This window comes from Psychrobacter sp. CCUG 69069, assembly GCF_021023115.1.
Lineage (GTDB): Bacteria > Pseudomonadota > Gammaproteobacteria > Pseudomonadales > Moraxellaceae > Psychrobacter > Psychrobacter namhaensis.
In genome coordinates this window covers 1-14,864 of the sequence record NZ_QQAI01000003.1, presented here as the reverse complement: position 1 = coordinate 14,864, position 14,864 = coordinate 1, and the positions used below count along the sequence as shown (strand labels likewise).

The window sequence follows — 14,864 nt, the reverse complement described above, 5'->3', positions numbered from 1 at the left end:
TTAAACAGCAACAATATTAGCACAAAATTATTATCGTTAACTCAACCAATAGAGCTTCTTATACACTTAATCAATCGTACCATTACGGGTAAAGGTTGGTAAATTTAGCCCAGGTGGTTTATGCATCCAAATATATACCGCCTTACCAGCTAAATTATCATCAGGCACAAAGCCCCAGAAACGGCCATCGGCACTGCGATCACGGTTGTCACCCATGACAAAATACTGGCCTTCTGGCACACGAATGCGCCAACTCGTCCCTTCTGAACTCACCACTTCTGGCGATTGCTGTTGTAAAAACGGCGCGTACTGCGAGCTATTCATACCATCTAAATAGCGCACCAGATGCTTGTTGTCACCTTGCGTCTCTTCAAAGTACCTCGCTTCTTTCTCTTCTTGCTGCCCCAGCGCGGCAGCGCTTTCTTCTGTAAGCACTTGACCTGGACCAATTTGACCTGGTAAATAAAGCTGTGAGGTCAATTCAGTATTTGCCGCAAAAGTTACCGGTTTAGTCTCAACTGGCACATCATTGATCGCCAGTGTGCCTTGATCATAGCTGACAGTATCGCCAGGCAAGCCAATCACACGCTTGATATAATAAATACTCGGATTTTCAGGATAACGGAATACGGCTACATCACCATGTTCAGGTTCGCCCGTATCCAAAACCTTATTATACGTCAGCGGTAGTCGCACGCCATAGGCGTACTTATTAACCGCAATAAAGTCGCCAGTATATAAAGTCGGTACCATAGAAGATGAAGGAATATTAAAAGGCTCAATCAAAAACGAGCGCACTATTAATACGACGGCCAGTACGGGGAAAAAGTCATAAGCCCAGCGTACCAGTAAACTTTCATGACCACGGCCGCGAGTTTTACGCTGTTTGAGCGCCAACTTATCTAATAGCCAAACAATCCCTAAGCCTATAGTCAACGGCACTAAAATTAAATTAAAATCAAAATCCATACCAAATTGCCTATTAACGAGCGGCTTATCTCACAGCTTTGACGATAAGACCAACCACACTTGACGTATTATGTGCAAAAATCAAATAAGATAGAGACAAATACTAACTATCCACTTGTAACACCGCTAAGAAGGCTTCTTGCGGGATTTCTACGTTCCCCACTTGCTTCATACGTTTCTTGCCCGCTTTTTGCTTAGACAACAGCTTTTTCTTACGTGAGACATCGCCACCATAACACTTGGCTAAAACATCTTTGCGCATGGCTTTGACCGTACTACGACCAATAATCTGGCTACCAATCGCTGCTTGAATGGCGACATCGAACATCTGACGCGGAATCAACTCTTTCATCTTGGTCACTAGCTGATTGCCACGGAAACGCGCTTGGTCTTGGTGCACAATCATCGCTAGCGCATCCACTTTATCGCCATTGATCAAGACATCTACTTTGACCAGTTTATCAACTTGATAACGCTCAAAGTTATAATCTAGTGAGGCAAACCCACGAGAGACCGACTTTAGACGGTCAAAGAAGTCCATGACCACTTCACCCATCGGAACATCAAAGATCACTTGGACTTGCTTGCCCATAAAGCGCATGTCTACTTGTACACCGCGACGCTCGATACACAAGGTCATGACATTGCCCAAGTAGTCTTGCGGCACCAAAATCTGACAACGGGCAATCGGCTCGCGGAACTCTTCGATATTATTAGGCTCAGGCAATCTCGACGGATTATCCACATAAATCACTTCGCCGTCTTTCTTTTCAATCTCATAGATCACTGAGGGTGCGGTGGTGATTAAATCCAAGTCATATTCGCGCTCTAAGCGCTCTTGGATAATCTCCATATGCAGCATACCTAAGAAGCCACAGCGAAAGCCAAAGCCCAACGCATCAGAGGTATCCGGTTCAAAAAATAACGAAGCATCGTTAATCTGTAATTTCTGTAGTGCTTCACGGAATTTTTCGAAGTCATTGGCATCTACTGGGAACATACCTGCATAGACTTGCGGGGTAATCTGTTTAAAGCCAGGAATACGCTCGACATCAGGCGTTTTGGAATGAGTAATGGTATCACCAACTGGTGCGCCAGCAATGTCTTTGATACCAGCGATAACAAAGCCTACTTCACCTGCTTCTAAAATACCCGTGTCTAAGGGCTTTGGGGTAAACACACCGATAGAGCTGACTGGATGGGCATCGCCGGTCGATTTGATATAAATCTTATCGCCTTTTTTTACCGTTCCTTGGCGCACGCGTACTAAAGAGACCACGCCTAGATAACTATCAAACCATGAATCAATAATTAGCGCTTGTAGTGGCGCGTCGCGGTCACCCGTTGGTGCTGGAATAAACTCGACCAGCGCTTCTAACAGCTTATCAACGCCCAAACCCGACTTGGCAGAGACTCGCGGCGCATCAACCGCGTCAATCCCAATGATGTCTTCAATTTCTTGAATAACACGCTCAGGCTCGACTTGTGGCAAATCGATCTTATTTAACACCGCCATGACCTCTAGACCCTGATCAACAGCCGTATAGCAGTTGGCCACAGACTGCGCTTCTACGCCTTGCGCGGCATCAACGACCAAAAGTGCGCCTTCACAAGCGGCTAATGAGCGCGACACTTCATAAGAGAAATCGACGTGTCCTGGGGTATCGATAAAGTTCAGCTGATAACGCTCACCATTAGGATGATCATAAAATAAAGTGACCGACTGCGCTTTGATAGTGATACCGCGCTCACGCTCAATATCCATGGAGTCAAGTACTTGCGCCTGCATCTCACGATCTTGCAAGGCACCGCACATTTGAATAAAACGATCAGCAAGCGTCGACTTGCCATGATCAATGTGGGCAATGATTGAAAAGTTACGAATATTGGCTAATGCAGTCACAAAGCGCCTACTAAATTAAGGGTGATAGAATAATAAAACTAAAGGCTATTCTAGCAGTTTTCCACTATAAAGTAAGGCGATTTTATTAGCAGTGAGGGGATTTACCAATGAAGTAACCATGGCTTGACTGTGGGCAGAGAGTATTTAACACATTAGTAACGCATAGCAACCATTGTGACACTCATTTATTTTAGGCAAAAAAAAACCAATCACAAAGGATTGGCTTTTTAAATACTGCAGTCTTACTATAAATGGTGGCGATGAAGAGACTTGAACTCTTGACCTCACGATTATGAGTCATGCGCTCTAACCAGCTGAGCTACATCGCCATTTAAGGATCGGTATTATGCCGATACAGGTGACAGTCGTCAACCCCTAGTTAGCATTTTTTGCAAAAAATATGAATTTTATTCAAATTAAGCGCAAATATTCATATCACGAACAATAAAAAGGTTTGGTAAACCGATAAGCCGGGTTCTGTCGTGGACAATCATTCCTCTAGGCGTATCATCGCTAATACGCTCAAGCAACCTACCCGCATCGAACGCGGGCCGCGCCATGCCGATGCCTATTTGGTCTTGCTACGCGTGGAGTTTACCATGCCGTGAACTGTTACCAGCCACGCGGTGCGCTCTTACCGCACCCTTTCACCCTTACCGATGACATTGACGTCTTGCGACAATCAAATAAGCCAAAGGCGGTCTCCTCTCTGCTGCACTGGTCGTCAGGTTACCCTGCCCAGCCGTTAGCTGGCACGCTGCCCTATGTAGCCCGGACTTTCCTCCCCTGCTCGTCTGTTGCCAGTGTGCAGCGGCGATTGCCTAGTCTACCAAGCGCGCTAGTATAGCAAACCTCACGCTTTGCTGGGAATCTCTTTTTGGTTTATTTTTAGTATACGTACAAATGTATTAGAAACGCGTTAGAAAAATTTAAATAAAATCTTTTGGCAAAGATAAGTCAATATCGTTCGAAGCATCATTCATCTGCTTAGCCAATGTCAACCACTGCGTCTTTGGATAATGCTGGTCTAAATAATTTTGTAAAAATTCCATGGTACTGGTGGCAATTTCAATGTCTGTATTAACATTAAAGTCGACATCATGAATATGGTTGTAGATGACGCTATGCACAGTGAGGCCGCGCGATTTTATGGCCTCCAAACTGAGTAACGTATGATTGATACTGCCCAAACGCCCTGAGGTGACCAAGATTACAGGATATCCTTGAGTCGCAATATAATCCAAGGTTAACAATTGCTCCGTTATCGGCACCAGTAGCCCGCCTGCCCCTTCTAGCAGCACCACATCATAATCCACTTGTAAAGCTCTAGTAGCGTGGGTAATCACCTCAGGATTGACAACGTCGTTAGCAAGGGCGGCAGATAAATGCGGTGAGGCGGGCTTCTCATAGCGATAAGGACAAGTGGTAAAATTCAGATCACACGGCTGCAGATCGATCCCCATCAGTTCGCGATGGGTCACAATATCATCAGCAATGTTCATGGTGCCATTATCTGGATTTATTGAAACGCCTGTTTGCACCAGCTTTTGCGTGATGACGTTCACGCCTTGCTGAGTGAGAGCATGGGCAAGCATGCCTGTCGCATAGGTTTTGCCAATCTCGGTATCGATACCTGAAACAAATAAAACGCTCATCATTGACCTTGCTTTGTTAAATACATGCGTATCACTTTTAGCAGTGCTTGGCATAAAGTCATCAGTTCATCATCAGTAATGACATACGGCGGCATAATATAAACCAGTTTACCAAATGGTCTGACCCAAATACCGTGCTCAATCAATAAAGACTGAAACACGGGCATATCAACATCGGCTTCTAACTCGATAACGGCGACCGCACCAAGACAACGCACCTCAAAGACGCCCTCTAAAGTTGCAGCGACGCCAAGTTGTTGCTCCATAATGCATTGCATATTAGCGGTACGTGCTTCGATATTATAAGACATAATCAAATCAATCGACGCACACGCAACTGCACAGGCCAAAGGGTTACCCATAAAAGTAGGGCCATGCATCAGCGCTGGATAGTCACTATTATGTATGGTCTCGGCAATTTTTCGGGTACATAACGTGGCTGCAAAAGTCATGTAGCCGCCCGTCAGTGCCTTTCCAATGGTCATAATATCAGGACTGATACCAGCATGCTCACAGGCAAATAGTTTGCCACTACGGCCAAAACCGGTGGCGATTTCGTCCGCAATCAATAGCACATCGTGCTCATCGCACAGTTGACGCAGTAATTGCAAATAGTCAGGGCTATAAAAACGCATGCCGCCTGCGCCTTGAATGATTGGCTCAATAATAAATCCTGCCAGCTGCGCGCCATACTCTACAAAGAACTGAGATAGTCCAGTGCGCTCCTCTACTGTCAAAGCACGCTCAAACCCAAGTGGCGGCGCAGGGACAAAGTGTTGCATCGGCAACTGCTTACCATACAAGCTATGCATACCATTAACAGGATCACAGATACTCATCGCGTGCCATGTATCACCGTAATAGCCTGAACGCGTCGAAGCAAACTGCTGCTTATTGGGACGATTGGCGGCTATTTGATATTGCAGCGCCATCTTTAGGGCAACTTCTACGGCGATGCTGCCACTATCGGCATAAAATATGGCGTCAAGTCCAGCCGGCACGATTGAGAGCAGTTTTTTACCCAAGTCTATAGCGGGCTGATGGGTCAGGCCACCAAACATCACATGCGCCATTTTGTCCAATTGCTGTGTAATGGCGGCATTCAGTTTTGGGTGGTTATAGCCATGCACGCTCGCCCACCATGATGACATCCCATCAATCAGGCGGATGCCGCCTTGGGTGACAATATGGATCCCATCGGCGTGATCAATCACGATATTGGAATAGGTCGGCGGCAGGCTGGCGTATGGGTGCCACAGATGCTGCTGGTCAAAGTCGCTCATTGACTGAAGTATGTCTGTCATCATCGTTTTGTCCCTAAAACACTTTTACATCAACTTTTATATATAGTCAGTCCTAAATCCAATCGATACGCTAATATCGCTGTGCTACTGGTGCAAATTTTTCTTATGTGCTGTTCGCAAGCGTGACAGATGCGGCGTAAAATTTGTCCCAGCAGCCCTGTATCGTGTTCAAAGTGAGTCAACTGTCTGTTTCTTTAGTAACTTATTGACCCGTAATGCGCTTGTATTTGGCAAGCAAATCACTCTCGGTTTCGACATGGTTTGGGTCATGAGGAATACAATCAACAGGACAAATCACCACACATTGCGGTTCATCAAAATGGCCCACACATTCGGTACACAGATCAGGGTCAATGACATAAATATCATCCCCTTCTGAGATTGCCTCATTGGGGCAAGCAGGCTCGCAGACATCGCAGTTGATACATTCATCAGTGATTAGTAGCGCCATAACTGGCTCCTTTTGTGTGTTACTCGTATCAGTCGCAACGGATAATTTTTGACGGTGGTCGTCAGTATAATCAGCACATAAACCTACTTCAGATTCAACTTTTCCACAAAGGCTTGCGAGACACAGGGAGGGACAAATTTATTAACATCCCCCCCCAGTTTGGCAATTTCACGAATCATGGTCGATGAGATAAATGAATAGTTCTGAGATGGCGTTAAAAAAACGGCTTCAAAGTTTTCATCAAGCTCACGATTCATATTGGCCAGCTGAAACTCATACTCAAAATCGGACATGGCGCGCAGACCGCGCAACACTGCCGTGGCCCCTTGCACACGCATAAAATCGACCAACAACCCTTCAAAACCCACGACCGATACTTGCGGCAAATCAGCAAATACTGTTTCGACTAAGGCGACGCGCTCCTCGAAACTAAACAAAGGCTTTTTGTGATGCCCTGAGGCCACTGCGATCACGACCTCGTCGAATAGCTTGGTGGCGCGTGTGACCAAGTCCACATGACCATTGGTAATGGGGTCAAAAGTACCAGGGTATAAAATTTTGGTGTGCAATTTTGAAGAAGTAGGAAGGCTCATAGCTTGGCTAATATGTTCGGTAATATTAGGCCATATGCTAGCAAATTTTGCTCAAACTTAATACTTATCTGCTACATTTGTCCTAACAGCTGAGTTACATTTTTGCCAGAGGCTTTGCTACAATAGTGGGTTCGACTCATCCGTCTTATCATCCCTTTATACGGCAATGCTATTTATGGGGTTAGGGTGAGGAATCAGTAGGACTAGTCAGATAAGGTGCCTGTATTTTTTGGGCCGTCCTTATGGAGAAATTATGTCAAAAAAATCAAAAAAGCCTGACAACCAAATTTGCGCCAACAAAAAAGCGCGTCACGAGTACTTCATTGAAGAAACGTTTGAGGCAGGGTTAGCGTTACAAGGCTGGGAAGTCAAAGCCATTCGCGCCGGTAAGATGACGATTACCGAAGCGTATGTCATCTTTCGTAATAATGAAGCTTTCTTATTTGGCGCGCATATCCAGCCGCTGCTATCTAGCTCAACGCATGTAAGCCCAGACAGCATTCGGACGCGTAAGTTACTGCTCAATCGCCGCGAAATTGAAAAGCTCTTCGGTGCCGTCAATCAAAAAGGCTACGCTTGCGTGCCCTTGTCTTGCTATTGGAAAAACTCACTCGTGAAATGCCAAATTGGCTTGGCACTGGGTAAGAAACAGCACGACAAACGTAAAACGCTCAAAGACCGTGATTGGGAGCGTGATAAGCAGCGCGGCTTTAAACAGCATTTGGGTTAAAGAACCTTTAAGTGTGCCATGAAAAAAGGACGATTCACCATTCATTTGAATCGTCCTTTTTTATTGCTAAATCGCTGTTACTCATAAGGCTTTACACCGTTTTAACCATTTTTCTCATGGGCATTCCTTTATGAGCACCGCACAATTGACGCACACCGTGAGCAATCAAACAGGCAATGCCCAGCCAGATCAACCCGTAACTATAAACCATCGCTGATTCAAACGGGTTGCCCAATACAGTTATTGCCAAGATAAATAACAGCGCTGGCTCTACATAACTCATCATACCGTAAACGTTCACTGGCAGCATCTGGCTGGCATCCACGTTGGTTTTCATGGCTAAGACACTGAGCACGCCCAATCCCATCAGCATCACAATAAAAAATCCTGACCCCGTTACTACCATCACACTGCTGGATGCAAAGAGGAATAAATAAGCCACGGCAAATGGCGCAAAAACCGTCAAATCAACCAGCAATCCAGTCACGGCACCGATGCCTTGTAGCCTACGGAGAATATAATAAATAGGATAGGTGCCACATACCCACAGTGTGGCCCAAGACACGCTTTGCGTGCGTACAATCTCACTACCTACTCCTAACGCTGCAAATGCGACGGCAAGCCACTGTAAACGGCTCAATTTTTCACCAAAAAAAACACAACCAAACACCACCATCATCAGTGGGAATAAAAAATAACCCATCGCCGTTTGCACGCCTTGACCATTGACGGGCGCCCACATAAACAACCAAAACTGGCTCAAGAATATCGGCGTAGGCAAAAGCAGCCACGCCCACTGCTTTACCGTGCGCAAGGCTCTTAACTTATCAACGTGTTGACCCAAGCCACCATTAATAAACAAGTAACCCATGAGCACGGCCCACATCGCCAGCATACGCCAGATGAACACATGCGTGCCTGACAAGGGCGCTAAAAAACTGCTATACGCGTAAAGCACGCCAAACAATACGTTTGACAATACCGCTAGGACCACGCCCAACATTAATGTGCGCTGCTGCGCGCTCCCCGTTGTCCAAATCGCTAGTAAAGGCAAGCGTGACATAGTGGTAGCAGTAAATACGTTAGCTAATGTTGAGTTGGACATATAAGCACCATAGTGTTGAGTGGCTATTAAAAATCAGTGGTTATTTTTTATAGCGACGCGTTGTTTGTTATGGTCTATTCTACTGAAGCGCTAAGATATAATTTCTCTATATATCATTAATATTGGTTAAAATTATTAAATTATCTTCTATAACTGAATTATTTATCATTTTTTAATTTATAGTGATAACAACTATCAAAATATCTAACCAGCATGTTTCTTTGAGGAAAACCTATGAGCCAACATCTAGACGATATCGACAAAGCCATTTTAAATTTGCTACAGGATGACGCGACGCTACCGCTAAAAGCCGTGGCAGAACGGGTTCACGTCTCTATCGCAACGGCTCAGCGCCGTGTTCAAGCGCTGTTAAATAGTGGGGTCATTACCAAGCAAGTCGCGATCGTCGATCCCAATAAGGTCGGTTATGGACTGACGGCGGTGGTCATGATCGAGATGGAGCGCTCCAATACGTCGATGCAACATCGGTTTGAGCGCTTAATGGATGCCCAATCGCAAGTGATGAGCTGTTATGAAGTATCGGGCGATTTTGATTTTATGTTGATGGTCAATGCCAAAAACATGAGCGATTATCATCAGTTCACCCGCAGCTTGTTAACGTATGAAAACAACGTACGCAATTTTAAAAGTCAGTTTGTGATGAACTTTACCAAGAGTGGTACAAAGATTGTGTTGGATTAGACGATGGTGTTGGATTAAACCTATCTACCAGATTTACTGTCACCGTCTTAGCACTCAAAAACCATAACCGTACTCTTGTAGATTATCTTACGCTATCAATAACTTATCCCTGCCTGAGTCGAATTCATGTTAAAATGAGCGCTTTTAAATTAGCCATCAATCCCAGCATTAACCCAATCGTTAATGTCGGCTATATTTTTAGTACATTTTTTCTAATCAACAGGTCCGCCCATGTCTGCCGATACCATTGCCCGCACCGCCTTTAAACAAGGCACCAAACCTCTTTATGATTACGACAAACATTGGGCGAGCTGCTACGAGCCTGCGCCTTATCTGCCCATGAGCCGCAAAGAGATGGACGATTTGGGCTGGGATGCCTGTGATGTCATCATCATCTCAGGCGATGCGTATGTCGATCACCCAAGCTTTGGCATGGCCATCATTGGTCGCCTACTAGAGTCGCAAGGCTTCCGCGTTGGTATCATTGCTCAGCCCGACTGGAAGAGCAAAGACGCTTTTATGGAGCTTGGCAAACCTGTCTATGCTTATGGCGTGACCGCGGGCAACATGGACAGTATGATCAACCGCTATACCGCTGATCGCAAGATTCGTAGCGATGATGCCTACTCTCCTGGCAACGTGGCCAATAAACGTCCTGACCGTGCGGCTATCGTCTACAGCCAGCGCTGCCGTGAAGCCTACCCTGATGTGCCCATTATCTTGGGCGGTATTGAGGGTAGCTTACGCCGTATTGCTCATTATGATTACTGGTCGGACAAAGTCCGTCGTAGTATCTTGATGGACGCCCGTGCTGATGTCTTGTTATATGGTAACGCTGAGCGTGCCATCGTCGATGTGGTACATGGCCTATCGAAGGGCTATACCTTTGAGCAAATGAGCAAACTGCGCGGTACTGCGTATCTGTTGACCCCGACACGCCGCCATTGGCAAGAAGATATGACCGAAGTCGCGAGCAATGATGTCGACACCGTTGGTCGCGTTGACCCAATTATCAACCCCTATGTGATGACAGAAGACGTCGATCAATGCTCCATTGAGCAAGACAAGACAAGCACCTCACCGGTAGGTCAGTCGATGTCTGCGCAGTATCAGGGCTTTGTGGCAGAGCCTGTGACCAATAAAGTCATCAACGCTCATCAAGTGGACGAAGAGACGCAGGTGGTACAAATGCGCGGCTTTAATAAGCCGATGACCGCGCGTAAGCACAAACTTAAGATGCCGCCACGCGAGCAAACGGTGATCCGTCTACCTGACTACGAGCACGTCAAATCTGACCCCGTACTGTATGCGCATGCCAGCCGTATCTTGCATCTTGAGACCAATCCGGGTAACGCTCGTGCGCTCGTGCAACGTCACAGCAGCGGTGCTGGTAACTCACATACCTCCATCGATGTTTGGCTAAATCCACCACCGATTCCACTCTCGACAGAAGAGATGGATTACGTCTTTGATTTGCCTTATGCCCGCTTGCCGCATCCAAGCTATGGCGATGCGCGCATTCCTGCTTATGACATGATTAAATTTTCGGTCAATATCATGCGCGGCTGTTTTGGCGGGTGTACCTTCTGCTCGATCACTGAGCACGAAGGACGCATTATCCAAAACCGCTCAGAAGATTCAATCTTGCGTGAAGTGGAAGCCATTCGCGATACCGCGCCAAACTTTACTGGCGTGATCTCTGATCTTGGTGGCCCCACGGCCAATATGTACCGTCTAAACTGTAAAGACGAAACCATTGAAAAGAACTGCCGTAAGCCCTCTTGTGTCTATCCTGATGTCTGCGAAAACCTGATTACCGACCACAGCAATTTGACCAAGCTGTATCGCAAAGCGCGTGACATTAAGGGCGTGAAAAAGATCCTGATTGCCTCGGGTTTGCGTTACGATTTGGCGGTCAAAGACCCTGAATACGTCAAAGAATTGGTCAGCCATCACGTTGGCGGTTATCTAAAAATTGCGCCTGAACATTCAGAAGAAAACGTCTTATCAAAAATGATGAAACCTGGCATGGGCAGTTATGATAAATTCAAAGCCATGTTCGAGCAGTACAGCCAAGAAGCTGGCAAAGAGCAATATCTGATTCCTTACTTTATCGCCGCCCATCCGGGCACCAAAGATGAAGACATGATGAATCTCGCCCTTTGGCTCAAAAGCCACGGCTACCGCGCCGACCAAGTGCAGGCCTTCTACCCTAGCCCGATGGCGACGGCGACCACCATGTATCACACCCACAAAGACCCCCTACATAAGATCAGCCGTAGTGAAGGTGATATGGACATCGTCAAGTCTGGTAAGCAGCGTAAACTGCACAAAGCGTTCTTGCGCTATCATGATCCAAAAAACTGGGTCATGCTGCGTAAAGCACTGCAAGACATGGGACGCAGTGATTTGATTGGTAAAAACCGTGGCTGCTTGATTCCACCATTTAATGCCAGTTTGGAAGGCCGCGATGCCGCGCAAGACAGCTACCAATCAGCGCGCAAAAAGAACAGTCGCCTCGGCAATGACTCGGTGAAGCGTAGTAATAACTCGGCTACCAATAATGCGTCGAACAACACGGGCAAAAATGCTGCTAGTAAAAATACCAAAAAGCGCGTGAGTAAAGGTAACTTCCAAACTCAGCACACAGGTCTACCACCGCGTAAAACCAAGTAGTAATAACGTCTGAATCTCGCTCCATAAAAAGCGCCTATCGGCTAACAACCGATAGGCGCTTTTTTATTTGCATGGGTTTATTTGGCCGCTTTATTATTCAAATTTGGCTGTCTCCTAAAAACCTTAAATATAACGTTACATTACTCAGGGGTTAAGTAACCCCGCGAACACGTAACAAACAATTTCTAACATTCTCCAACAATCGTATTCGTTACTATATGCGCTATATGCTTAACGCATTGTTAAAAACAAATACACTATAATTTTGCTATCTTTGGAGAAAGCCATGAAGACGTTAACGAAAATTGCGACCGCCTTACCTGCCCTTGCCCTACTAAGCGCTTGTGCAACTACCGCCCCTACTGCCCCAAACGGATCAGATACGCCTGCCTCAGAAAGCGTCACTGATGCCGCGTATGATCGTATGGCACCTGCCCCTTATACTTGTACTGACGACAGCAAAATCATGGCAAAACAATCCATCAATAAAAAACAAGTCATGCTAAACGCAACCTTACCTAAAGTAAAATGGACAGAGCAGCCCATCATTTTAAACGGGGAAGTACAAGGTGATGTAGCAAGCTATGTCAACGATTCAAACCCAGAAGCGGTCTACGCATGGCACATGAAAGGTGACAAAGGCATCTTTGCCATCAAATGGGCGAATGGTAAAGAGTACCAAGTAAACTGCCAAATTTAGTAAACCAATCATAAGTAAACCAATAATTGGTAAAGAAGCACCATCAATATAAAGCAGCCATCATAGAATGGCTGTTTTTTATGCGTGCTCATTAAAAACGTAGATAAGGAAAAGCTGTGACAGGAAAGTACGTTTTTGCTAGGACGTATTCTCATTTTAAAAATAGTGCAGATAATATCGAAATATTAATCAAATATTTGCCGCTGTTTGGCAAAATTTAGCCATTTTTAGTCCATTTAGAGGACTATCGATTGAATTGAGGACACGCCCTAGGCGGCTTAACGCTTTTGCCTAGAGAAGTATAAAGAAACCTGTCAAAATAGAGCGTATATGACACAGTTTACGACTGATAATACAGAGGATATATCGATGACTAAGCGCCTAATAACTATGATGATCATCACGACTGCCAGTGTGTGGGCGCTGACTGGTTGCGACAACAGTGCTGAGACTAATACTCAAACGCCTGAGATTGCTGAGCAAGCTGCTGAACCAGCCGTAACGACAGCAGAACCTTCCACATCAACCTCAGCGCCACATACGGTGAACTGGTCGCTAGTCGCCAGTGATGAAAAGCCTGCTGACCTCACTAATTATCAGTATCCATTCGCGCTCGATAGCCAAAACGTCCAGGACTATGCAGAGTATTTTGATGTGAGTAATGCCACCGCGCAGCACAATCTAACAGTGAGCATGGCAAGTAATGAAGCACTGTCTAAAGCCTTGGATCAACTCAGTGACACCTACGTCTCACATGAGATAACCGATGGTGATGATATGAAGCTTATCATTCATACCACGCCTGATGTCGCTGCCAGTAGCTACGATTATGTGCTGTCCGATGACTTTGCCAAAGGATTGGTGCTACCGATTGAGATTAAACCTGATGGTAAAAAAAGCGAGGCGAAAGCGCATGGAGAGATGCCGGAGTAGCGAGTCTACCGATATGCAGTGACGCGTAGGCATACTAAGATAGGCATGATCATGCCGCTTGGGGGCTGTATCCTACGCGAGCGATCACGCCTATGTATTACAGTAAAGCACGCATGAGCATGTAGCCGCCCATCCCAAACATCATGACATTTTCCGTTAAGGAGATAGCGCCTAACGGCACATTACTATCGCCGCCGACGCACGCACATTTTAGCTCACGCTTATCGATATACACGGCTTTGATGACGGATACGCTACCGATTAAGCCGATGGTAAACGCGACGAGACCCGCAATAGGATTTAGCCAAGGTTGATCGGCAAGCATAGCAATCCCTGCAAAAGCTTCTAAAAACGGATACACATAGGCGTAACGTACCATGCGGCGCGCCAGCAAATCATAACCCAAAAACCCCGTCGTAAACCCTTCTAAGTCTTCAAGTTTTTTGATCGCCAGCACACACATAGATAGCGCGACAAACCACATGAGCGCTTGTATGGATAATACGCTGATTGAGAATGCCCAGCATAATGCCAAGGTCATGAGGGCAGTAACAGAAAATATGGCAATGATAGGCGCGTAGGTTTTATCATCCTCTTTTTTAGGCTCACTATTGCCTAAAAATACCTGCAAATCATCATTTCCGCCAATGCGCTGGCCATCAATAAAGGTCTGTGGCGTGGTCTTGACCCCAAGCGTTTCTTTAACCAATGTATTCTCATCTTGGGTGGTAATATGACGATCGATAATGTCATAGCCTGCATGCTTGAGCGCGTCTAATGACTTGAGGCCAAACGGGCATAAATGATCGGCCATCACCATACGAAAAATGATGGCGCGTTTGCCATCCCCACCGATATGCTCGCCTTGTAGGGTATCGATGAGATGCTGTACTTTTTGGTTGTGGCTGGTGTCTATGGTGTCGGAATCAGACTGATGATTGGTATGGTCTGCCATAACGCGCTCCTTACGTTAATCTTATTCGCTTTTTGCTAGTCATCTTGCTGATAACTTTAACTATAGTCAGTTTAAAATAAAACTGTTATGCCTTGGACAAATATCATAAAACAATTTGGATAAATCATTCTCCATCCAGCCTTGGCGTAGAAACTTCACCTGAGCCCATTTTTTCTCGATAGGGTTTA

The 14,864-nt window shown here is 45.9% G+C and carries 13 protein-coding genes, 1 tRNA gene and 1 other RNA gene; 5 read left to right on the top strand and 10 right to left on the bottom strand.

Annotated elements, in window-relative coordinates; genetic code table 11:
* Nucleotides 1-66: 66 nt before the first annotated feature.
* The 8 genes from lepB to coaD all read right to left on the bottom strand — a co-directional run bounded on the left by lepB (nucleotide 67) and on the right by coaD (nucleotide 6,875).
* On the bottom strand, nucleotides 67-969 hold the full coding sequence (gene lepB / locus DVY93_RS03160) for a signal peptidase I (RefSeq protein ID WP_230709021.1): 903 nt from the start codon (nucleotides 967-969) through the stop codon (nucleotides 67-69).
* 103 nt (nucleotides 970-1,072) lie between these two features.
* Entirely contained in the window at nucleotides 1,073-2,872 is a 1,800-nt protein-coding gene (gene lepA / locus DVY93_RS03155; protein WP_193006259.1) for a translation elongation factor 4, read from the bottom strand.
* 252 nt (nucleotides 2,873-3,124) lie between these two features.
* Nucleotides 3,125-3,201: transfer RNA gene (locus DVY93_RS03150), tRNA-Met, on the bottom strand.
* A 121-nt stretch (nucleotides 3,202-3,322) separates the two neighbouring features.
* An RNA gene (gene rnpB / locus DVY93_RS03145) (RNase P RNA component class A) lies at nucleotides 3,323-3,705 on the bottom strand.
* 96 nt (nucleotides 3,706-3,801) lie between these two features.
* A complete protein-coding gene (gene bioD, locus DVY93_RS03140; protein ID WP_349678342.1) occupies nucleotides 3,802-4,527 on the bottom strand; it encodes a dethiobiotin synthase in 726 nt (241 codons plus the stop codon).
* The gene (gene bioA, locus DVY93_RS03135) at nucleotides 4,527-5,834 is read right to left on the bottom strand and encodes an adenosylmethionine--8-amino-7-oxononanoate transaminase (protein WP_404672128.1); all 1,308 of its coding nucleotides are present in this window, start codon (nucleotides 5,832-5,834) and stop codon (nucleotides 4,527-4,529) included. Before bioA ends, bioD begins: the two co-directional genes overlap by 1 nt.
* A 199-nt stretch (nucleotides 5,835-6,033) precedes the next feature.
* Nucleotides 6,034-6,282 (bottom strand): YfhL family 4Fe-4S dicluster ferredoxin, encoded by a 249-nt coding sequence (locus tag DVY93_RS03130; protein ID WP_193006256.1) that lies wholly within the window; start codon nucleotides 6,280-6,282, stop codon nucleotides 6,034-6,036.
* 83 nt (nucleotides 6,283-6,365) lie between these two features.
* A complete protein-coding gene (gene coaD, locus DVY93_RS03125; protein WP_193006255.1) occupies nucleotides 6,366-6,875 on the bottom strand; it encodes a pantetheine-phosphate adenylyltransferase in 510 nt (169 codons plus the stop codon).
* 253 nt (nucleotides 6,876-7,128) lie between these two features.
* Between coaD and smpB the strand changes: the two genes are divergently transcribed.
* Entirely contained in the window at nucleotides 7,129-7,605 is a 477-nt protein-coding gene (gene smpB / locus DVY93_RS03120) for an SsrA-binding protein SmpB (protein WP_193006254.1), read from the top strand.
* Between the two features lie 91 nt (nucleotides 7,606-7,696).
* On the opposite strand, the gene rarD is transcribed toward smpB, so the two are convergent.
* Nucleotides 7,697-8,710, bottom strand: a complete 1,014-nt coding sequence (rarD, locus tag DVY93_RS03115; RefSeq protein WP_230709017.1) for an EamA family transporter RarD — start codon at nucleotides 8,708-8,710, stop codon at nucleotides 7,697-7,699.
* Nucleotides 8,711-8,944: 234 nt separating this feature from the next.
* Here rarD and DVY93_RS03110 point away from each other — a divergent pair, with 234 nt between their 5' ends.
* From DVY93_RS03110 to DVY93_RS03095, 4 genes are all read left to right on the top strand, one after another.
* A complete protein-coding gene (locus DVY93_RS03110) occupies nucleotides 8,945-9,412 on the top strand; it encodes an Lrp/AsnC family transcriptional regulator (protein ID WP_230709015.1) in 468 nt (155 codons plus the stop codon).
* 231 nt (nucleotides 9,413-9,643) lie between these two features.
* Entirely contained in the window at nucleotides 9,644-12,088 is a 2,445-nt protein-coding gene (locus DVY93_RS03105) for a YgiQ family radical SAM protein (protein WP_230709014.1), read from the top strand.
* Between the two features lie 286 nt (nucleotides 12,089-12,374).
* Complete coding sequence (locus DVY93_RS03100) at nucleotides 12,375-12,788, top strand: hypothetical protein (RefSeq protein ID WP_198334209.1); 414 nt, start codon at nucleotides 12,375-12,377, stop codon at nucleotides 12,786-12,788.
* A 369-nt stretch (nucleotides 12,789-13,157) separates the two neighbouring features.
* Complete coding sequence (locus tag DVY93_RS03095; RefSeq protein WP_230709013.1) at nucleotides 13,158-13,721, top strand: hypothetical protein; 564 nt, start codon at nucleotides 13,158-13,160, stop codon at nucleotides 13,719-13,721.
* A gap of 97 nt (nucleotides 13,722-13,818) precedes the next feature.
* Here the strand turns inward: DVY93_RS03095 and DVY93_RS03090 are convergent, their stop codons facing one another.
* Nucleotides 13,819-14,676 (bottom strand): glutaredoxin family protein, encoded by an 858-nt coding sequence (locus tag DVY93_RS03090; protein ID WP_230709012.1) that lies wholly within the window; start codon nucleotides 14,674-14,676, stop codon nucleotides 13,819-13,821.
* Nucleotides 14,677-14,864: the final 188 nt, after the last annotated feature.